This is a genomic window from Streptomyces sp. NPDC111628 (assembly GCF_055635195.1).
The window spans coordinates 747,251-765,759 of the sequence record NZ_JBVKBZ010000001.1; the positions used below are offsets into that span (position 1 = coordinate 747,251).

The 18,509-nt window shown below is 68.7% G+C and carries 21 protein-coding genes and 1 pseudogene; 15 read left to right on the plus strand and 7 right to left on the minus strand.

Annotated elements, in window-relative coordinates; translation table 11 throughout:
• Positions 1 to 38: 38 nt before the first annotated feature.
• The 6 genes from thyX to ACZ7MF_RS03785 all read left to right on the plus strand — a co-directional run bounded on the left by thyX (position 39) and on the right by ACZ7MF_RS03785 (position 3,914).
• Entirely contained in the window at positions 39 to 719 is a 681-nt protein-coding gene (gene thyX, locus ACZ7MF_RS03760; protein WP_471475182.1) for an FAD-dependent thymidylate synthase, read from the plus strand.
• Entirely contained in the window at positions 716 to 853 is a 138-nt protein-coding gene (locus ACZ7MF_RS03765; RefSeq protein ID WP_471474298.1) for a hypothetical protein, read from the plus strand. The genes thyX and ACZ7MF_RS03765 overlap by 4 nt, the downstream gene beginning before the upstream one ends.
• Positions 854 to 872: 19 nt before the next feature.
• Positions 873 to 2,669: a DNA polymerase gene (locus ACZ7MF_RS03770; RefSeq protein WP_471474300.1), complete on the plus strand. Its 1,797-nt coding sequence runs from the start codon at positions 873 to 875 to the stop codon at positions 2,667 to 2,669.
• Between the two features lie 9 nt (positions 2,670 to 2,678).
• Positions 2,679 to 2,933, plus strand: a complete 255-nt coding sequence (locus ACZ7MF_RS03775; protein ID WP_471474301.1) for a hypothetical protein — start codon at positions 2,679 to 2,681, stop codon at positions 2,931 to 2,933.
• A complete protein-coding gene (locus tag ACZ7MF_RS03780) occupies positions 2,933 to 3,190 on the plus strand; it encodes a hypothetical protein (RefSeq protein ID WP_471474302.1) in 258 nt (85 codons plus the stop codon). Before ACZ7MF_RS03775 ends, ACZ7MF_RS03780 begins: the two co-directional genes overlap by 1 nt.
• Before the next feature lie 208 nt (positions 3,191 to 3,398).
• On the plus strand, positions 3,399 to 3,914 hold the full coding sequence (locus ACZ7MF_RS03785; protein WP_471474303.1) for a deoxycytidylate deaminase: 516 nt from the start codon (positions 3,399 to 3,401) through the stop codon (positions 3,912 to 3,914).
• 101 nt (positions 3,915 to 4,015) lie between these two features.
• On the opposite strand, the gene ACZ7MF_RS03790 is transcribed toward ACZ7MF_RS03785, so the two are convergent.
• A complete protein-coding gene (locus ACZ7MF_RS03790) occupies positions 4,016 to 5,602 on the minus strand; it encodes a recombinase family protein (RefSeq protein ID WP_471474304.1) in 1,587 nt (528 codons plus the stop codon).
• 35 nt (positions 5,603 to 5,637) lie between these two features.
• Here ACZ7MF_RS03790 and ACZ7MF_RS03795 point away from each other — a divergent pair.
• Positions 5,638 to 6,555 (plus strand): annotated as a pseudogene (locus ACZ7MF_RS03795) (aminotransferase class I/II-fold pyridoxal phosphate-dependent enzyme); the annotation flags it as partial.
• Positions 6,556 to 6,570: 15 nt separating this feature from the next.
• Here the strand turns inward: ACZ7MF_RS03795 and ACZ7MF_RS03800 are convergent.
• Positions 6,571 to 7,233, minus strand: a complete 663-nt coding sequence (locus ACZ7MF_RS03800) for a hypothetical protein (RefSeq protein ID WP_471474306.1) — start codon at positions 7,231 to 7,233, stop codon at positions 6,571 to 6,573.
• Positions 7,234 to 7,356: 123 nt separating this feature from the next.
• On the opposite strand from ACZ7MF_RS03800, the gene trpS reads away from it, so the two are divergent.
• Both trpS and ACZ7MF_RS03810 read left to right on the plus strand, forming a co-directional pair.
• Positions 7,357 to 8,370 (plus strand): tryptophan--tRNA ligase, encoded by a 1,014-nt coding sequence (gene trpS, locus ACZ7MF_RS03805; RefSeq protein ID WP_471474308.1) that lies wholly within the window; start codon positions 7,357 to 7,359, stop codon positions 8,368 to 8,370.
• Positions 8,371 to 8,545: 175 nt separating this feature from the next.
• Positions 8,546 to 9,124 carry a 2'-5' RNA ligase family protein gene (locus tag ACZ7MF_RS03810; RefSeq protein WP_471474310.1) on the plus strand — a complete coding sequence of 193 codons (579 nt, stop codon included), beginning with the start codon at positions 8,546 to 8,548 and terminating at the stop codon, positions 9,122 to 9,124.
• Between the two features lie 7 nt (positions 9,125 to 9,131).
• Here the strand turns inward: ACZ7MF_RS03810 and ACZ7MF_RS03815 are convergent, their stop codons facing one another.
• Both ACZ7MF_RS03815 and ACZ7MF_RS03820 read right to left on the minus strand, forming a co-directional pair.
• Positions 9,132 to 9,887 (minus strand): decaprenylphospho-beta-D-erythro-pentofuranosid-2-ulose 2-reductase, encoded by a 756-nt coding sequence (locus ACZ7MF_RS03815; RefSeq protein ID WP_471474311.1) that lies wholly within the window; start codon positions 9,885 to 9,887, stop codon positions 9,132 to 9,134.
• Positions 9,888 to 9,921: 34 nt separating this feature from the next.
• The gene (locus ACZ7MF_RS03820) at positions 9,922 to 11,295 is read right to left on the minus strand and encodes an FAD-binding protein (protein WP_471474313.1); all 1,374 of its coding nucleotides are present in this window, start codon (positions 11,293 to 11,295) and stop codon (positions 9,922 to 9,924) included.
• 142 nt (positions 11,296 to 11,437) lie between these two features.
• On the opposite strand from ACZ7MF_RS03820, the gene ACZ7MF_RS03825 reads away from it, so the two are divergent.
• The 4 genes from ACZ7MF_RS03825 to ACZ7MF_RS03840 are packed head-to-tail and all read left to right on the plus strand — an operon-like array spanning position 11,438 to position 14,295.
• Complete coding sequence (locus tag ACZ7MF_RS03825) at positions 11,438 to 11,947, plus strand: phosphatase PAP2 family protein (protein WP_471474314.1); 510 nt, start codon at positions 11,438 to 11,440, stop codon at positions 11,945 to 11,947.
• Positions 11,940 to 12,908: a decaprenyl-phosphate phosphoribosyltransferase gene (locus ACZ7MF_RS03830; RefSeq protein WP_471474316.1), complete on the plus strand. Its 969-nt coding sequence runs from the start codon at positions 11,940 to 11,942 to the stop codon at positions 12,906 to 12,908. Before ACZ7MF_RS03825 ends, ACZ7MF_RS03830 begins: the two co-directional genes overlap by 8 nt.
• Positions 12,869 to 13,375 carry a GtrA family protein gene (locus ACZ7MF_RS03835; protein ID WP_471474317.1) on the plus strand — a complete coding sequence of 169 codons (507 nt, stop codon included), beginning with the start codon at positions 12,869 to 12,871 and terminating at the stop codon, positions 13,373 to 13,375. Before ACZ7MF_RS03830 ends, ACZ7MF_RS03835 begins: the two co-directional genes overlap by 40 nt.
• Positions 13,363 to 14,295 (plus strand): YihY/virulence factor BrkB family protein, encoded by a 933-nt coding sequence (locus tag ACZ7MF_RS03840; RefSeq protein WP_471474319.1) that lies wholly within the window; start codon positions 13,363 to 13,365, stop codon positions 14,293 to 14,295. Before ACZ7MF_RS03835 ends, ACZ7MF_RS03840 begins: the two co-directional genes overlap by 13 nt.
• Here the strand turns inward: ACZ7MF_RS03840 and ACZ7MF_RS03845 are convergent.
• Positions 14,243 to 15,517, minus strand: a complete 1,275-nt coding sequence (locus tag ACZ7MF_RS03845; RefSeq protein ID WP_471474320.1) for a D-alanyl-D-alanine carboxypeptidase family protein — start codon at positions 15,515 to 15,517, stop codon at positions 14,243 to 14,245. The genes ACZ7MF_RS03840 and ACZ7MF_RS03845 overlap by 53 nt on opposite strands.
• A gap of 91 nt (positions 15,518 to 15,608) precedes the next feature.
• On the opposite strand from ACZ7MF_RS03845, the gene ACZ7MF_RS03850 reads away from it, so the two are divergent.
• Both ACZ7MF_RS03850 and ACZ7MF_RS03855 read left to right on the plus strand, forming a co-directional pair.
• Positions 15,609 to 15,848, plus strand: coding sequence for an SCO4848 family membrane protein (locus ACZ7MF_RS03850; protein ID WP_003974124.1), 240 nt, complete (start codon positions 15,609 to 15,611; stop codon positions 15,846 to 15,848).
• Positions 15,849 to 15,924: 76 nt separating this feature from the next.
• Entirely contained in the window at positions 15,925 to 17,259 is a 1,335-nt protein-coding gene (locus ACZ7MF_RS03855; protein WP_471474322.1) for a metallophosphoesterase, read from the plus strand.
• On the opposite strand, the gene ACZ7MF_RS03860 is transcribed toward ACZ7MF_RS03855, so the two are convergent.
• Together ACZ7MF_RS03860 and ACZ7MF_RS03865 are read right to left on the minus strand one after the other, a co-directional pair.
• On the minus strand, positions 17,250 to 18,005 hold the full coding sequence (locus tag ACZ7MF_RS03860) for a TetR/AcrR family transcriptional regulator (protein ID WP_471474324.1): 756 nt from the start codon (positions 18,003 to 18,005) through the stop codon (positions 17,250 to 17,252). The genes ACZ7MF_RS03855 and ACZ7MF_RS03860 overlap by 10 nt on opposite strands.
• Positions 18,006 to 18,016: 11 nt before the next feature.
• A complete protein-coding gene (locus tag ACZ7MF_RS03865) occupies positions 18,017 to 18,505 on the minus strand; it encodes a thiol-disulfide oxidoreductase DCC family protein (protein ID WP_471474326.1) in 489 nt (162 codons plus the stop codon).
• Positions 18,506 to 18,509 lie beyond the last annotated feature (4 nt).

An 18,509-nucleotide genomic window follows, 5' to 3' on the forward strand; every position in this document is an offset into this window, starting at 1 on the left:
GGAGTAACTCAGTGAGTGACATAACGCTTCGCAGCGATATGAAGGTAACTCTGGTCAAGGCCAGTGCCACCGATGCAGATGTTGTACAGGCTGCACGTGTTTCTACTCAGGGGCTGGATTCTCTGGGGTCGGACACCAAGCCCGCGGGACTCATCAACTATCTGATGAGGGATCGGCATGGTTCGCCTTTCGAGCACACCAGTTTTACCTTCCTTGTGGAAGCTCCGATATTCGTGGCCCGAGAGCACATGAGGCACCGTGCGGGATGGAGCTACAACGAGGAGAGCGGCCGGTATAAGGAACTGGAAGGTGTCTTCTACATGCCGCCCAGAGACCGACCGCTTAAGCAGGTAGGAAAGCCTGGTGCCTATCAGTACGTTGACGGCACAGAAGAGCAGTGGAACGCCATTGACTTCAACATGCCAATTGCCTACGAACTCGCCTACCTCAACTACCGGGCAATGCTCAGCAAGGGTATTGCCCGTGAGGTGGCACGAACGGTGCTGCCGGTCGGCATTTACACGTCGTACTACGCAACGTGCAATGCGCGGTCCCTGATGCACTTCCTTGGGCTGCGTACTCGGTTCCCTGAATCCGCATTCCCTTCCTTCCCTCAGGAAGAGATAGAGAAGGTGGCGCTTCAGATGGAGGAGGCATTTGGTAACGCTATGCCTCTTACGTATCTCGCCTTTGCAGACAACGGAAGGGTTGCGCCGTGATTGAGCTGCGAGAGTTCTTCATCGGTTTCGTCTACGGCCTTGTCCGAGGACTGGCTTACGGCCTGCTTGCCGTGCTCGGCGCCGCCCTCGGTTTCCTCGGGGCTCTGCTCTTTCTGATCTACGTCATTTTCTAGCGCCTGAAACGGGGGGCCATTGAGGAGTATTCACTACAGCATCAAGGGAAGCCCGGTCCACATCCGGGTTATTGAGACCGCAGAAGACCTCCCCCACTTCAGGGACTGGATCAGCCGCCATCGGATAGCCGGATTCGATACAGAGACCACAGGGCTTGACTGGTGGGACTCAGACCGAGGATTTCGGCTGAGGCTCGCTCAGTTCGGCACAGGCAGTGAGACTTGGGTTATCCCTGTCGAGAAGGGGCCTGAGTTCGCTCAGGCCACCCGTGAGGCCCTGGCCAAGTTGGATTGGCTTGTAGCCCACAACGGGACCTTTGACCTTCATGTGGTTGAGCAGTGCCTAGGGATTCCCATGGAAGACCTAGCGCCCAAGACGTGGGACACGTCCAAGCTTGCACACCTTGTCGACGGCAGAGCGGTTCGAGAGAAGGGACCGGGGCTCAAGCTCGAAGAGCTGACCAAGTTCTATATCTGCGCTAAGACGGCTGATGAAGTAAAGGGGTCGATGACCGCTATTGCCAAGCGGTACAAGACCACTAAGGAAAAGATTTGGGCACTCGTCAGTGTGGATGATGACGAGTACAACTTGTACGCAGGTATGGACCCGGCCCTCGCCTACCGCCTGTTCCAAATCCTCTACAAGCTTGTTCCGTTCCGCTCGAAAGAGCGGGGGCTCATTGGGTGGGAACATCGGCTAGCGCACATCACGGCCAAGCTGGAGCGGAAGGGATACCTACTTGATGTTGGGTACGCCGAGAAGCGCAGTGCGGAGCTAGCCGAGGAACAAGAGAAGTGGGAACTGGTCGCTAAGTCATACGGCGTCGAGAATCCCAACTCCGGTCCTCAGCTTGTAGAAGCCTTCAAGAATCTTGGTATCAAGCTCACCAAGAAGACGAAGAAGGGCCAACTGTCGACAGATGATGAAGTCCTTTCGGGCCTCCATCATCCGATGGCAGACGCGGTAATCAAGTCGCGTAAGGCCGGTAAGTGGCGTAAGACGTGGTTCGAGCGGGCGCTGAACGGCCGAGACTCGAACGATCGGGTGCATGCGAGCATCAATAGTCTCCTCGCCCGCACGTCCCGCATGTCGATTTCGGGAAGCATCCCGGCTCAGACATTCCCGTCGGGAGACGGGTATGTGCGGCACATGTTCCTCGCCGAAGAGGGGCACGTCTCGTGCTCTATCGACTTCGGCAACATGGAGCTTCGCTATCTGGCTGCGTTCTCTCGTGATAGGACGATGCTTAACGCGTTCCTGAACGGTGATGACCTCCACCAGATAACGGCCGATGCCGCTGGGGTTGCTCGCAAGATCGGGAAAATGGCCAACTTCCTGACCGTGTATGGGGGCGGTTGGGGCGCTCTCATGGAGCAGGCCCACATTGATGAAGAAACGGCGCGGGCCGTCCTGGACGCGTTCGCCGCAACGTATCCAGGTGTCGGGGCCTTTGGACGAAAGCTAGCCGACGAGGCCCGTAAGACCGGCTACGTCTACACGGCTACCGGGCGCCGCCTGGTGGTGGACCACGGTAAGTGGTTCCGAGCGCTCAATTACTTCATTCAGGGGGGCTCCAGGGACGTGACGGCTCGGGCCCTAATCGAGATCGACCGGGCAGGCCTGTTGGAGTACTGCCGCTTGCCTATTCATGACGAGTTGGTCTTTAGCTTCCCCGTGAGGGAGGCCGAGGAACTCTCTCGTGAGTGTGCGCGGCTCATGCAGTTCACCGTTAACGGTCTGCTGATCCCGGCTGACGCCGAGATTGGTGGACGGTCCTGGGGTTCCGTTCTGGAACTCGAAGACAGTAAGCACTAGGGGGATTTGATGGGTGAGAACGAGAAGCAGCCGGACGACCTCTTTGGGAACCTCGTTGAGGGCCTGGAGGAGGAACTGAACGCCAAGAGCCTGGAGAAGAAGGGTGTTTACGCCCTGGCCTCTGCTCGGATTGTCGGAGCCGTTTATACGGAGGCTGTTGCCTCCGGTGTGCCGGCCGACCTTTCCAAGGACATGGCAACGGATACGTGGATAGGCCTTATGGGTGTGCAGGTAGTGACTGTTTCGGAGAGTGAGGGAGAGTAATGGCTGCGTTTCCGCGCTATGGCCAGGATGCAACCTGGGACAACGCCTACATCGATCTGCGGAACGTCCCGAGAGATCAGGTAACCGTCACGGTCACTGTTGCTGACGAGAAGCTGAAGAGCGCCATCTTTGACAAGCTTGCGCAGCTTCGGGAATGCCAGCAGAACGCCGTACACGCGCAAGAGTGGGGCGTCGCTCACCGCTGTGCAATGAAGATGAGCGTACTCGAAGAGATGCTGAAGAAGGCTAATGCCTGATGTACGAAGAGATGGAGATGGACTGTGAGTGAGCGACTGCCTAAGTATCTGATCTCGTACGGCTGCCCGGATCACAGGCTGGCCTACACGGAGGAGAACGTTCGTAACTCCCTCCGGGGCGTGTACGTCCGGCATGGAGGTAAGGGCCTGAGGCGAGCGACGGTTTACGCCCTGCCCGGATACGAGGACGTGACCCACCGATTCATCATTGGGGAGAGCCCTGAACCAGCACCCTTCTGACCGGCCTAGCTGGGATCGATGGGCGCTCGGCATAGCTGACGCTGTAGCAGCTCGGGGGGACTGCACCAGGAGCAAGGTTGGTGCAGTCCTCCTGGACCGCAGGCGCCGTGTCTGCATGTCCGGCTACAACGGGACGGTTGCGGGGGAGAAAGGCTGTCTAGAGGGCTTCTGTCCCCGTGGACGGCACTACGCCTTGCCCTCGGGCGGCTATGACCCCAACTCCTGTGCGTGCGGGGCTGTGTGGCCTTGTCCTGGTGCCGTTGCTCCAGGCAGTGACTACGGCAACTGTATTTCGATCCATGCCGAAGAGAACCTGTTGATTCACGCGAGGCGTGAAGACCTTGATGGGGGCACCGTGTACGTGACTCGTGCTCCCTGCTATCGATGCCTTCCCCGCCTACAGGCGGCAGGCGTATTCCGTGTTGTGTGGCGCACTGAGACTGGCTACGAAGCCAAGGTGTTGGACTGGGGGAAGAAGCCTTGACCGTTAACGTCTACGCAGTGTCGAAGACTGGAGAGAAGCGCCTAGTCAAGGTGCTGGAGAAGTGAAAAGGCCCGCCCCACTTGGGGCGGGCCTTTGTGCTGTCAGAACGCTTTTTGGAACTCATCCTTCTTCATGATGAGGCTTTCACGAAGCTGCTCGGGCAACAGAAGGTCGCACACTTCCGCACTGTGTACCACGAATTTGACACCAGACCGTACCAAGTCTTCTTCCATTGCTTCCTGCCCTTCCTTCTGCCAGCGTTGCCGATAGGTGATTCCCTGGCTCTTGTACACCCATCGGTCTTTGGTCGTCTCAGGGTCGATCTCGGACAACTCATTATTCAGCCTCGTAAGGGACTCCTGCGCCTCCTTCTGAACGTAACCACCGACCGCGAACATGCCGCCCGGCTTCAACCCCTCCATGTAGTACTTGAGGGATGCCTGAAGGTTGGTAACCCTCTTAGCAGTGTCTGCGCCGCGCACGTATTCCCGATACTCAACTTCCATGTCACCCAGTTCTCCCAGGAGAACGTCAGTCATTACCCCATAGACCTCTTCAGGATTCGGGACGGTAAAGCCGGGACACATGTGCTTAGGTTGACTGCAACGAAGGTAGTCATAGACCTTCGTTTCCCCCTTACGGTTCTTCTTCTCCTGACGGTCCCTCTTCAGGTTTCCGGCGCAGTGGGGGCACTTGGCTACCCCCAAGAAGCGGGAACGCTTTTTGGTGGAGGGGACTCGTGTTGCTCCAGGTCGCTTAGTGAGGAGGGCCTGAATCTCTTCGAACTCCTCGGGCTCGAATACACCCTTTGAGAGGACGACAGGGTTTCCGTCATCCCCGTAGACGATCTGCGAAGGCATGTTGGGGTTAGATCCCTCAGGCTTGTAAACCTTGTAACCCATCAGGGCAGGGTTCTTGAGGAGCTTGGAAAGGGTCGTAGCCCCCCACTCCTTACCCGTGGCCGAGGGGATACCCGCGCGGCGGAACATGTAGATGATTCGGGAAACGGAACGCTTGCGCTTAAGCATCTCGTATGTCCAGCGCAACACGCGCTTTTGCTCCGGGTGAATCACCTGAATGCGGTATTCGGCTGACTGCTCTGTGGTGAAGCCGTATACCGGCTTACCGATAAGCCAGCGATCCTTTTGGTTGCGCGAATATTTCCAGAGGGAGGAAATGCGGGTGCCAGTGTTCACCGCTTCAATGCGGGCCATTCCTGCGATGAGGGTGACCATCACCTGACCCATTTCGGTGGACAGGTCAATGGGGTCATTAAGTGCGACGAGATCCTTCGACCATTCCTTGCACCAGCCGATCATTACGTGAAGGTCGCTGATGCGGCGTACGAACCTGTCGAGTTTCCAGAACATGATCACGTCGAACTCAGGCACGCGGTTGTTGAGCCACTCGCCCAGCTCCTTACGCTTCCACGGCGGGACCTTGGTAGCGCTGACGTTGAGATCCCGCGCAACGCCGACGACACGCCAGCCACGGCGGAGGGCGTCACGGCGGAGGTCGAGTTCCGTGCGGGCGGGTGAGGTCGTCTCGTCCGTCAGGACGGACAGGCGGACGGAGAGGAGGGCTCGGCGGGCATCCTGGGGGAGGTCTGCCGACATGCGTTCCATGTCGGCAAGCTCCCTCAGCTCTGCCTCGGTCCATGACACGTCGGTCGTTGTGGGTGCGCTCATGCGGGCAAGGGTAACCTTTTACTGCGCTTACTGAAGTCTCCGGCAAGATGTTCGACCAGCGCTCCTACGGCACCGACCCGGCCACCGGCCTCATCGACTACGAGGCCCTGCGCGCCTCCGCCCGCGAGTTCAAGCCGCTGATCATCGTCGCGGGCTACTCCGCGTACCCCCGGCTGGTGAACTTCCGGATCATGCGCGAGATCGCCGACGAGGTCGGCGCGACCCTCATGGTCGACATGGCGCACTTCGCCGGCCTGGTCGCGGGCAAGGTGCTCACCGGCGACTTCGACCCGGTCCCGCACGCCCAGATCGTGACGACGACCACCCACAAGTCGCTGCGCGGCCCGCGCGGCGGCATGGTCCTGTGCGACGACTCCCTCAAGGACCAGGTCGACCGCGGCTGCCCGATGGTGCTCGGCGGCCCGCTCCCGCACGTCATGGCCGCCAAGGCCGTCGCCCTCGCCGAGGCCCGGCAGCCCGCGTTCCAGGACTACGCCCAGCGCATCGTGGACAACGCCCGCGCCCTCGCCGAGGGCCTGGCCAAGCGCGGCGCCACCCTGGTCACCGGCGGCACCGACAACCACCTCAACCTGATCGACGTCGCGTCCTCCTACGGCCTCACCGGCCGCCAGGCGGAGGCCGCCCTCCTCGACTCCGGCATCGTCACCAACCGCAACGCCATCCCGGCCGACCCGAACGGCGCCTGGTACACCTCCGGCATCCGCATCGGCACCCCGGCGCTGACCACGCGCGGTCTCGGCACGGCGGAGATGGACGAGGTCGCGGGCCTCATCGACCGTGTCCTCACCGCCACCGAGCCCGGCACCACCAAGTCCGGCGCCCCGTCCAAGGCCTCCCACGTCCTCGACGCGAAGGTCGCCGACGAGATCGCGCACCGCGCGACCGACCTGGTCGCGGGCTTCCCGCTGTACCCGGAGATCGACCTCGGCTGAGGGGCCGCGACACCCCTAGAGGTCGATCAGCTCCTGACGCGGCTCCCCGCGCGGCGGTCCGGCACGGTACCGGTCCGCCGCGCGGCGTGTCAGCAGCGTCCCCGCGACGCCCGCCCCGAGCCCGGCGGCGGCCCACCACACGCCGTCCGGCCCGCCCCCTCCGCCCCCGGCGCCGGCCCCGGTCCCGTCCTTCGCGAGGAAGCCCTCGTCGACCAGCCGGGCGTAGGTGTCCGGGGGCACCCGGTGCCAGCGGATGTCGTCGTCCGCCACGTCCGGCGCCGGATCGGTGCGTACCCACGGCGTGCCGTCCCCGGCCAGGAACAGCTGGTCCTGCCGCAGCATCGCCACGTCCCCGCCCGGCGCCCGCTCCGTCTGCGGCCAGCCACCGACCCCGGTCAGCCCCCACAGGACCGTGAACCGCACCGGGGGACGGTGGTCCCGCGTCCAGTCCTCCGGCACCGGCTCGGTCTCCGAGCGCGACGGGTCGAGCAGGCTCCGCAGCCGGTCGAAGTCCCGCTCACCCGCGTGCCAGGACGTGGTGCGCCCGGTGCCCGTCCACACGATCACCGCCACGTCCGGATCCACCAGGGGCGCCGTACTGTCCGCCACCGCGGTCCCCGGCACCCCCGCCCACAGCACCGCGGCCATCGCCGCTCCCGCTCCCGCGCACCACCGCACGCCGTACCCCCTCCGTCCCCGCCCTTGCTCCCCGCCCTTGTTACACCGCCGGGTCCGGAATGGAGCCCCCCCTGTTCCGAACCAGTGCCCGACCGCCCGCCGAAGCCTGAGAGAATGGTGAACATGGCCAACGATCGTCCCCGCGTGCTCTCCGGTATTCAGCCGACCTCCGGCTCGTTCCACCTCGGCAACTACCTCGGCGCCGTCCGCCAGTGGGTCGACATGCAGAACACCCACGACGCGTTCTACATGGTCGTCGACCTGCACGCGATCACGGTCCCGCAGGACCCGAAGGAACTGCGCGAGAACACCCGCGTCGCCGCCGCCCAGCTCCTCGCGGCCGGCCTCGACCCGGACCGCTGCACCCTGTTCGTGCAGAGCCACGTCCCCGAGCACGCCCAGCTCGGCTGGCTGATGAACTGCATCACCGGCTTCGGCGAGGCCTCCCGGATGACGCAGTTCAAGGACAAGTCCGCCAAGCAGGGCAACGACCGCACCACCGTCGGCCTGTTCACGTACCCGATGCTGATGGTCGCCGACATCCTGCTGTACCAGGCCGACCAGGTCCCCGTCGGCGAGGACCAGCGCCAGCACCTGGAGCTGACCCGCGACCTCGCGGACCGCTTCAACCAGACCTACGGCGACGCCTTCACCGTCCCGACCGCCCACATCCTCAAGGAGACGGCGAAGATCTACGACCTTCAGGACCCGACCGCCAAGATGAGCAAGTCGGCGGCCACCCCGAAGGGCCTGATCAACCTCCTCGACGAGCCGAAGGCCACCGCGAAGAAGGTGAAGAGCGCGGTCACGGACACCGACACCGTGGTCCGCTTCGACCGCGAGCACAAGCCCGGCGTCAGCAACCTCCTGACGATCTACTCCACCCTCACCGGCGCCGAGATCGCCGAGCTGGAGCGGAAGTACGAGGGCAAGGGCTACGGCGCGCTCAAGACCGACCTCGCCGACGTCGTCGTGGAGTTCGTCACCCCCTTCCGGGAGCGCACCCGGCAGTACCTGGACGACCCGGAGACGCTCGACGCGATCCTCGCCAAGGGCGCGGAGAAGGCCAGGAGCGTCGCCGCCGAGACCCTCGCCCGGGCGTACGACGAGGTGGGCTTCCTCCCCGCCAAGCACTGACCCGCGACACCGCCCGGGGTGCCGCCGCCGCGGTGCCCCCGGCCCCGTCCGTGCGCCCCGGCATGCCGCCGTAGCGCTGCACATCACTCCGGTTGCGCCTGCCCACGGCAGGGCGGTGGCCGTACAGTCGATATCCGGGTGTCCGCCCGAAGGACACACAACGACAGGAGACGAAGTGGGGACCGTAACGATCGGCGTGTCGATCGCGGTCCCGGAGCCTCACGGCAGCAAGCTCCAGCAGCTGCGCGCGGGCTTCGGCGACGCCGCTGCTCACGGCATCCCCACGCACGTCACCCTGCTGCCGCCGACCGAGGTCGACGGCGCCGCGCTGCCCGCGGTCGAGGCGCACCTGGCGGAGGTGGCGGCGCGCGGCCGGCCCTTCCCGATGCGGCTGTCCGGCACCGGGACCTTCCGCCCGCTCTCGCCCGTCGTCTTCGTCCAGGTGGTCGAGGGCGCGGCGGCCTGCTCCTGGCTCCAGAAGCGGGTACGCGACGCGTCCGGCCCCGTCCCCCGCGAACTGCAGTTCCCGTACCACCCGCACGTCACCGTGGCGCACGCCATCGAGGAAGCGGCGATGGACCGCGCCTACGAGGAGCTGTCCGACTACGAGGCCCAGTGGCCCTGCACCGGCTTCGCGCTGTACGAGCAGGGCGCCGACGCGGTCTGGCGCAAGCTGCGCGAGTTCCCCTTCGGCAGCGCCACCGTGCCCCCGCAGGCCGGTCGCGTGGAGACCGGCTCCCTGCCCACCCGGTAGCCGCGCCTCACACCGGCAGCCGCCGGAACACCGCCCGCGGCAGGTGCCGCACCCCCGCCATCACCACCCGCAGCGCGCCCGGCACCCACACCGTCTCCGAACGCCGCCGCAACCCCAGCTCGATGGCCGTGGCCACCGCCTCGGGCGTGGTGGCGAGCGGCGCCTCCTCCATCCCCTCGGTCATCCGCGACCGCACGAACCCGGGCCGTACGACCATGACGTGCACGCCCGTGCCGTGCAGCGCGTCGCCCAGGCCCTGCGCGAAGGCGTCCAGGCCTGCCTTGCTGGAGCCGTAGATGAAGTTGGCGCGGCGGGCCCGCTCACCGGCGACGGAGGAGAGCACCACCAGCGAGCCGTGCCCCTGCGCCTGGAGGGAGCGGGCGGCGACCAGCCCGGCCGAGACCGCGCCGGTGTAGTTGGTCTGCGCGACCCGCACGGCGTTCAGCGGCTCGCGCTCGTCGTGCGCCTGGTCGCCCAGGATGCCGAAGGCCAGCAGCACCAGATCGATGTCGCCCTCGGCGAACACCTTGCCGAGCGCCGCCTCGTGGGACTCGGGGTCCAGCGCGTCGAAGGCGACCGTGCGCACCTCGGCGCCGAGCCCGCGCAGCTGCTCGGCGGCCGCCTCCAGGGCGGGGGAGGGGCGCCCGGCCAGCCACACCGTACGGGTGCGGCGGGCCACCAGGCGGCGCACGGTGGCGAGCGCGATCTCGGACGTACCGCCGAGGACGAGGAGGGACTGGGGGAGGCCGAAGGCGTCCTTCACGGCTGCTCCAGACAGGTCGGGGGTGGCGGGGGAGTCACAGGGCGAGGCGGCGGGCCAGGTCGGACACGAACACCCCGCGCGGATCCAGCTCCGCCCGCAGGGCGCGGAAGTCGTCCAGGCGGGGGTACATCGCGGCGAGCAGTTCGGGGCGCAGCCGGGAGTCCTTGGCGAGGTAGACGCGGCCGCCCGCGTGAGCGACCTCCTCGTCCAGCTCGTCCAGGAACGCGCCGAGCCCCGGCAGGCCCGCCGGAATGTCGAGGGCGAGCGTCCAGCCCGGGACGGGGAAGGACAGCCAGCCGGGGTCGGCCTCGCCGAAGCGCTTGAGGACGGCCAGGAAGGAGGGGCAGCGGCGGGCGGAGATGCGCCGCACGATCCGGCGCAGGGCCTCCTCACGGCCGTGCCCGACGACGAACTGGTACTGCACGAAGCCCCCGCGGCCGTAGACCCGGTTCCAGTGCGGGACGCCGTCCAGCGGGTGGAAGAAGGTGGAGATCCGCTGGAGGCGGCCCCGGCTCTCCCGGGGGGCCTTGCGGTACCAGACCTCGTTGAACAGGCCCACCGTCGTGCGGCTGAGCAGTCCGCCCGGCAGGAAGTCGGGGGTCGCGGGGAGGCGCGAGGTGCGGAAGGACAGCGGCGCGCGCCGGGCGCGGGAGCGGGCGGGCAGCGCGTCCAGCGGGGCGTGGTCGCCGCGGGTGAGCACCGCGCGGCCGGTCGCCCTGCCGCGCGCGAGGAGGTCGATCCAGGCGACCGAGTAGCGGTAGCGGTGATCGGTGGCGGTCAGCCGGGCCATCAGGTCGTCCAGGTCGCCGGCCCGCTCGGTGTCGACCGACATCAGCGCCGTCTCGACCGGCTGGAGCCGCAGCGTCGCGGTGAGGATCACGCCGGTCAGCCCCATGCCGCCCGCCGTCGCGTCGAACAGGGGCGTGCCCGGAGCGACGGTGCGGACCCGGCCGTCGGCGGTGAGCAGCTCCAGGGAGAGCACGTGCCGCGTGAAGGACCCCGACACATGGTGGTTCTTGCCGTGGATGTCGGCGCCGATCGCCCCGCCGACCGTCACGTAGCGGGTGCCGGGCGTCACCGGCACGAACCAGCCGAGCGGCAGCAGCACCTCCATCAGCCGGTGCAGGGAGACGCCCGCGTCGCACAGCACGGTGCCGCCCGCGACGTCGACGGCGTGCACGCGGTCCAGGGCCGTCATGTCGAGCACGGCACCCCCGGCGTTCTGCGCCGCGTCCCCGTACGCCCGCCCCAGTCCCCGGGCGATGCCGCCCCGGACCCCGCAGTCCCGGACGGCGACGGCCGCCTCCTCGTACGTCCGCGGACGGACGACGAGCGCCGCGGTGGGCGCCGTACGGCCCCAGCCGGTGACGGTGCCCCAGTCGGCGTCGGGAACGGTGTCGGCAGACATGGCGGTGACCGTATCGCCCCGTCTCTCCATGTGTGAATGATTGGTTCCAAAACATTCTGAGCATCCCTGAAACGGGTGATTAATGGTATGTCGCTCCGGTGTGCCCGCCTTCGCGTGCCGCGGGCGTGGACAGTGAGTCCACATGGACGACCTCGACGACATGGACCACCGGATCGTCAGCGCGCTCAGGGCCCGCGGAACCGACCCGCGCGTGGCCGGCGCCGCGCGCGCCCTGTCCTGGGCGGGGGAGCACGGGGCGCTGTGGCTCGCGGCGGGCCTCGCGGCGGCCGCCGTGGACGCTCCCCGGCGCACGGCCTGGCTGCGCGGCACCGTCCTCACCGCGGGCGCCCACGTCGTCAGCATGGGCGTGAAGCGGGTCGTGCGCCGCCCCCGCCCCGCGCACGTCGTCCCCCTGGTCCGCACCGCGGGCCGGCACTCCTTCCCCAGCTCCCACGCCACCTCGGCCGCCGCGGCCGCCGTCGTCTTCGGCACCCTCGGGGTGCGTGCCGCCTGGCCGCTCGCCGCCGCGGTGTGCGCCTCCCGGCTGGTCGTCGGCGTCCACTACCCCTCCGACGTCGCCGCGGGCGCCGCCCTGGGGGCGCTCACGGCCCGGCTCGGCACCGGCTGGATGCGCGGAGGCACCCGTGACTGACACCGCCGTCACCGACACCACCGTCCTGCGCCAACGCGCCCCCGAACAGCAGCGGGAGCCCGACCCGCCGCGCCGCGCGAGACGGGTCCCGGCCGGGCTGCTGCGCACCGCACGCCCCCGCCAGTGGGTCAAGAACGTCCTGGTCGTCGCCGCCCCGGCCGCCGCCGGCGAACTGTTCTCCGCGCACGCGCTGGGCCGGCTCGCCCTGGTCTTCGTCCTGTTCACCGCCTGCGCCGCCGCCGTCTACCTGGTCAACGACGCCCGCGACGCCGACGCCGACCGCGCCCACCCCGTCAAACGGCACCGCCCGGTCGCCGCCGGAGACGTCCCGGTGCCGCTCGCCTACGCCGTGGGAGGCGCCCTGGGCGTCCTCGCGCCCGTCCTCGCCGCCCGGCTGTGCCCCGCGCCCGTCGCGGCCCTGCTGACCGCCTACCTCGCCATGCAACTGGCGTACTGCGTCAGCCTCAAGCACGTCCTGGTCGTCGACCTCGCCGTCGTCACCACCGGCTTCCTGATGCGGGCGATGATCGGCGGACTCGCGCTCGGCATCCCCCTGTCGCGCTGGTTCCTCATCACGACCGGCTTCGGCGCGCTGTTCATGGTCGCCGCCAAGCGGTACTCCGAAGCCGTCCAGATGGCCGGCAAGGACGGTGCCACGCGCGCGCTGCTCACCGAGTACACCACCGGCTACCTGCGCTTCGTCTGGCAGCTCGCCGCCGGGGTCGCCGTCCTCGGCTACTGCCTGTGGGCCATGGAGGAGGGCGGCGTCCCGCACACCAGCGTCCTGCCCTGGCGCCAGCTCTCCGTGATCCCCTTCGTCCTCGCCGTCCTGCGCTACGCCGTCTTCGCCGACCGCGGCACCGCGGGCGAACCCGAGGACGTCGTCCTGCGCGACCGCGCCCTCGCGCTGATCGGCGTCGTATGGCTCGCGATGTACGGCCTGGCGGTGGCCAATTGGTAGCCGGCCGGCGCGAACTGCTGGGCTTCGCCTCCGCCGGCCTGCTCGCCTACGCCGTCGACCTCGGCCTCTTCACCTGCCTGCGCGGCCCGGCCGGACTCGACCCGCTCACCGCCAAGGCCCTCTCCTTCGTCGCGGGCTGCTCGGTCGCCTACGCGGGCAACGCCCTGGGCACCTACCGCCACCTCGGCCGCCCCCGGGGCCTGCGCCCCCTGGCGGTGTTCTTCGCCGTGAACGCCGCCGGCGCCGCCGTACAGCTGCTCTGCCTGGCCGTCAGCCACTACGGGCTCGGCCTCACCTCGCAGCGTGCCGACACGGTCTCCGGCGCCGGGGTCGGCATGATCCTGGGCACGATCCTGCGCTTCTGGGGCACAAGGACACTGGTCTTCCGGTCCGCGGCCGGAACCGGAGGGCCCTCGGGATCATGGAACGCGACGAGCGGGGGCAGGGTCGGATCATGGACTGGCTGAAGAAGCTCCCCGTCGTGGGACCGTGGATCGCCCGCCTGATGACCACGCACGCGTGGCGCTCCTACGAGCGTCTCGACCGGGTGAAGTGGTCCCGGCTGGCCGCCGCCATGACCTTCACCAGCTTCGTCGCGCTCTTCCCGCTGCTGAGCCTGGCCGCCGCCGTCGCCGCCGCCACGCTCAACAAGGAGCAGCAGGACAAGCTCCAGGACAAGCTCGCCGAGCAGATCCCCGGCATCTCCGACCAGCTGAACATCCAGGGCCTCGTCGACAACGCCGGCACCGTCGGCATCATCGCCGCCCTCCTGCTGCTGTTCACCGGCATGGGCTGGGTCGAGGCCACCCGGGGCTGTCTGCGCGCCGTGTGGGAGCTGCCCGACGAGGAGGAGAACCCGGTCCTGCACCGGGCCAAGGACGCGGGCGTCCTCGTCGGCCTCGGCGGCGCGCTGCTGATCACCGTCGGCATCTCCACCGTCGCCTCGGCGCTGGTCGGCTGGATCATCCGCACGATCGGTCTCGCCCAGGGCGGGGTCGGCGGCGTCCTGCTCTACGTCGCCGCCTTCGCCGTCGCCGTGCTCGCCGACTTCCTGCTGCTCCTCTACGTCCTGACCCTGCTCCCCGGCGTCCAGCCCGAGCGCCGCCGCCTGGTGGTGGCCGCGCTGATCGGCGCGGTCGGCTTCGAACTGCTGAAGCTGCTGCTCAGCGGCTACATCCAGGGCGTCGCGGCGAAGAGCATGTACGGCGCCTTCGGCGTCCCCGTCGCCCTGCTGCTGTGGATCAACTTCACCGCGAAGCTGGTGCTGTTCTGCGCCTCCTGGACGGCGACGGGCAGCAAGGCGCAGGAACTGGGGGAGCCGGGCGACGCGGACGTCACGGACGGGTCCGGCGACGGACCAGGTCCGGCAGCGGCCACTTCCGGTTGATCAGGAACGCACCGCCCGCGAGCAGCACCAGGACCCCCGCGGCGATACCGGCCGCGACCCCGGCCCCGCCCGCCCCGTTCCCGGCCGGGGCGCCCGCCACCGGCTTCGTGCCCGCGGCGCCCTTCCCGGTGCCGCCGGCCTCACCGGAGGCCCCGGCCGAAGGGCTCGCCGCGGTGGCGCTCCTCGGCCCCACCAGCTCCCCCACCGGCCGCACCTTGCCGGCCGCCTGGAAGCCCCAGTCGAAGAGGCGGGAGGTCTCCTTGTAGACCTCGTTGTGCTTGTCCTCCGCCGGGTGCATCACGGTGACGAGCAGCACCTTGCCGCCCTGCTCGGCCACGCCCGTGAAGGTGTTGCCCGCGTTGGTGGTGTAGCCGTTCTTGACGCCCGCGATGCCGGGGTAGACCTCCACGTCCGAATCACCGGCCAGGAGCCGGTTGGTGTTCTGGATCTCGAAGGGCTTGCGGCTCGTCCTGCCCTTCTTGTCCTTCTTCGTCTCGCCCGGGAACTTGGCGCGCACCGTCGAGGCGTACTCGCGGAAGTCCTTCTTCTGGAGCCCCGAACGGGCGAAGAGCGTCAGGTCGTACGCGGAGGAGACCTGCCCCGGCATGTCGTAGCCGTCGGGGCTGACCACGGTGGTGTCGCCGGCCTGCAGTTCCTTGGCGTGCGCGTTCATGTCCGCGACGGTCTTCTCGACGCCGTCGTTCATCGCCGACAGGACGTGCACGGCGTCGTTGCCGGAGCGCAGGAAGACGCCGAGCCACAGGTCGTGGACGGTGTACGTCTCCTCCTCCTTGATCCCCACCATGCTGGACCCGGAGCCGATGCCCGCGAGGTCCGAGACCTCGACCTTGTGCTTCGTCGTCTTCGGCCACTTCGGCAGCAGGGTGTCCGCGAACAGCATCTTCAGGGTGCTCGCCGGGGCCAGCTCCCAGTGCGCGTTGTGCGCGGCCAGCACGTCGCCCGACTCGGCGTCCGCGACGATCCACGACCGGGCCGTGAGGTCCTTCGGCAGCACGGGCGCCCCGCCCGCCAGGTCCACCTGCGTGCCGGGCTTCCCGAGCCGCGCGCCGCCCACGCTCGACATCGACGCCGGTGGAGTGGCCGACGGACTCGTCGACGGGCTCGGCGCGGCGAGCGCGGCCGGGGAGAGGAGGGCGAGAGCGGTCAGGGCGGCGGAGGTGACCGTCAGGGATCGCCTGAGGGCCTTCTTGGGAGCGGGCACGAGCGGAAACGTACCCCTCGCGATCGGTTCGGTCCCACCCCCCTCCCCACCCCGCGCACGGATCCGGACAGCGTGCGGCGATACTGAAACCATGAAGCTCAGCCGCCCCGTCTCCTGGTTCCTGCTCGCTTTCGGGGTGTGGAGCTGGATCATCTGGATCACTTTCGTCAAAAACCTGGTCAAGGACGGCAGCGGGCTCGCCTTCGAGGACGGCGACCCCACGGCGTACTTCTGGGTGCACCTGCTGCTCGCGATCGTCTCCTTCGTATTGGGGACGGTCGTCGGGGTCATCGGGTTGCGCGGCGTGCGCGCACTGCGCCGAACGTCATAGCCGAACGTCATGGGCGACGAGGACGTCGCGGACGCCCGGCACGTCCTGGGCGTCACAACCGAGGGGATACGACGGCATGGTGGTCGTCTTCGTGCTGGTCGCGTTGCTGATGGTGGGCGTCCTGGTGACGGCCAACTGGTATGTGTGGCGGCGCCTGTTCCGCGACACGACCCGCGCCCCGGGGCCCGTGCGCCGGATCGGCGCGGCCGTGATCGCCGGGGGCTGGCTGCTGGCGGTCGGGGCGCTGGTCGCCGAGCGCGCGGGCGCCCCGTTCTGGCTCCAGCGGGTGCTCGCCTGGCCGGGCTTCCTGTGGCTCGCCCTGTCGATCTACCTGCTGCTCGCGGTGCTCGCGGGCGAGGTCGTCCGGCCGCTGCTGCGGCGGTTCCTGGAACGCCGGGCGGCCGTCCGGCGGACGGCGGGGGCGGAGCCCTCGGTCACCCCGGCCGCGGACACCTCGCGCATACCGGCCGGCACGGCCCCGCCGAAGACGCCCGAGGCGGCCGAGGCACCCGAGGCGTCTGAGACACCCGAGACGCCCGAGGCGCCGGGGACCGGAGCTCCGGCCCGGGGCAGCACTCTCGCCGTCCCCTCCCGCCGTCTCTTCGTCTCCCGCGTCGTCGCCGGTGCCGCCGCCGCGGCGGCCGTCGGCACGGTCGGCTACGGCACGTACGGCGTGCTGAGCGGCCCGAAGGTGAAGCGGGTCACCGTGCCGCTGGCCAAGCTCCCGCGCGCGGCGCACGGTTTCCGCATCGCCGTCGTCAGCGACATCCACCTGGGCCCGGTGCTCGGCCGGGGCTTCGCGCAGCAGGTCGTCGACACGATCAACTCCACGCAGCCCGACCTCGTCGCCGTCGTCGGCGACCTGGTCGACGGCAGCGTGAAGGACCTCGGCCCGGCCGCCGCACCGCTGGCCCGGCTGAAGGCCCGGCACGGCGCGTACTTCGTCACCGGCAACCACGAGTACTTCTCCGGCGCCGAGCAGTGGGTCGCCGAGGTACGGCGGCTCGGCCTGATCCCGCTGGAGAACGCCCGCACCGAGCTGCCCCACTTCGACCTGGCCGGCGTCAACGACGTGGCGGGCGAGGACGAGGGCCAGGGCCCCGACTACGCCAAGGCCCTCGGCGACCGGGACCGCGCCCGCGCCTGCGTGCTGCTCGCCCACCAGCCGGTGCAGATCCACGACGCCGTCGACCACGGCGTCGACCTCCAGCTCTCCGGCCACACCCACGGCGGGCAGCTCTGGCCCGGCAACCTCATCGCGGGGGCCGCCAATCCGACGCTGGCGGGTCTGGAGCGCTACGGCGACACGCAGCTGTACGTCAGCCGCGGCGCGGGCGCCTGGGGGCCGCCCACGCGCGTGGGGGCGCCCTCGGACATCACGGTGATCGAGCTGGCGTCCCGTCAGGCCTGAGGACCGGCGTCCCGCGTCGGCTTCTTGGCGGGGTCCGGCATCATCTTCGTCATGCCCGGCAGGAAGTCCGTGAACAGCTCGTGCACCTCGCGCACCAGCGGGCGCAGCACCCGGAAGCGGGCCAGCACGACGCCCCGCGCGGTGAGCCGGGCGCCGCGTTCGGCGAGGCGGTAGCTGCGCTCGCGGCCCTCGGTGCGGTCGAAGATCCAGTACAGGACGAGGCCCATCTGGGAGAGCCACATCAGCTCGGGCAGGATGTCCCGCAGCTCCTCGGGCACCTTGGTCTTCGCCCCGGCGAGCACCGCGCGGTGGATGCTGATGGCCTCCACGCGCGCGTGCTCGGACTCCGGGGAGAAGGGGCTGAGCGGGCTGTCCGGGTCGGCGGCGTTCTTGAAGAACTGCACCGCGAACTCGTGGTACGGCGTGGCGATGTCCAGCCAGACCTTCAGCACGCCCGCCAGCCGGGCCTCCAGGTCGGTCTCCCTGGCCAGCACCTCGCGGACCGCCGCGCGGTGCTCGGCGGCGATCCGGTCGTAGAAGCCCTGGATCAGGTGTTCCTTGCCGGCGAAGTAGTAGTACGCGTTCCCGACCGAGACCCTGGCCTCCTGGGCGATGGCCCGCATCGTGGTCCGGTCGTAACCGCGTTCCTGGAAGAGCCGCATGGCCGTCTCCAGGATCAGCGCGCGGGTCTGCTCGGACTTGCTGAGGTGGGCACCGTCGTCGGCGCCGTCGTTGGTCGCAGGCACGGGTCCAGAGCCTATCCAGTGGTGCAGGCGCCGTCGGCACAGCCCGGCCCCGCGTAGATCCACCCGAGGCCCGGCTCGTAGACCCAGCCGTCGGCGCGGCGGTACCCGTTGCCGCCCCACTGCCGCTGCCCGGCGCGCCACTTGGCGGCGGCCAGGACGGCCCCCCGGGCCAGCAGGGCGCCCTTGGGCGTGCTGAGCCGGTGGGCGAGCCCGCGGTACCGGCGCAGCGCCCACAGGACGACCACCCAGGCGGCGGCGCCCCGGTACACCTGCCCGGCGTCGCCGATCGCGGTGACCTCGTCGAGGGTGGCCCCGTGGTCGAGGCCGGGGAAGCGCCTGCGCGCCTCGTCCGAGGCGGCCGGGAGCAGCTCCAGCGGCACCAGCCGGGGCTGGCGCAGCAGCCAGTCCCGTACGTGGGTGCACAGGGCGCACTCGGCGTCGTAGAGGACGGTGAGCCGGCGCACGGGGGCGCCGGCCGTCGTCCCGGGAGCGGGAGCCATCTGC

Excerpts from the sequence above, each read along its gene's own strand:
- ACZ7MF_RS03790 (WP_471474304.1), bottom strand. The coding sequence starts at position 5,602 with ATGAGCGCACCCACAACGACCGACGTGTCATGGACCGAGGCAGAGCTG.
- ACZ7MF_RS03865 (WP_471474326.1), bottom strand. The coding sequence starts at position 18,505 with ATGGCTCCCGCTCCCGGGACGACGGCCGGCGCCCCCGTGCGCCGGCTC.
- ACZ7MF_RS03855 (WP_471474322.1), top strand. The coding sequence starts at position 15,925 with ATGGTGGTCGTCTTCGTGCTGGTCGCGTTGCTGATGGTGGGCGTCCTG.
- ACZ7MF_RS03825 (WP_471474314.1), top strand. The coding sequence starts at position 11,438 with ATGGACGACCTCGACGACATGGACCACCGGATCGTCAGCGCGCTCAGG.
- ACZ7MF_RS03780 (WP_471474302.1), top strand. The coding sequence starts at position 2,933 with ATGGCTGCGTTTCCGCGCTATGGCCAGGATGCAACCTGGGACAACGCC.
- ACZ7MF_RS03775 (WP_471474301.1), top strand. The coding sequence starts at position 2,679 with ATGGGTGAGAACGAGAAGCAGCCGGACGACCTCTTTGGGAACCTCGTT.
- thyX (WP_471475182.1), top strand. The coding sequence starts at position 39 with ATGAAGGTAACTCTGGTCAAGGCCAGTGCCACCGATGCAGATGTTGTA.
- ACZ7MF_RS03850 (WP_003974124.1), top strand. The coding sequence starts at position 15,609 with ATGAAGCTCAGCCGCCCCGTCTCCTGGTTCCTGCTCGCTTTCGGGGTG.
- ACZ7MF_RS03840 (WP_471474319.1), top strand. The coding sequence starts at position 13,363 with ATGGACTGGCTGAAGAAGCTCCCCGTCGTGGGACCGTGGATCGCCCGC.
- ACZ7MF_RS03820 (WP_471474313.1), bottom strand. The coding sequence starts at position 11,295 with ATGTCTGCCGACACCGTTCCCGACGCCGACTGGGGCACCGTCACCGGC.
- trpS (WP_471474308.1), top strand. The coding sequence starts at position 7,357 with ATGGCCAACGATCGTCCCCGCGTGCTCTCCGGTATTCAGCCGACCTCC.
- ACZ7MF_RS03835 (WP_471474317.1), top strand. The coding sequence starts at position 12,869 with ATGGCTCGCGATGTACGGCCTGGCGGTGGCCAATTGGTAGCCGGCCGG.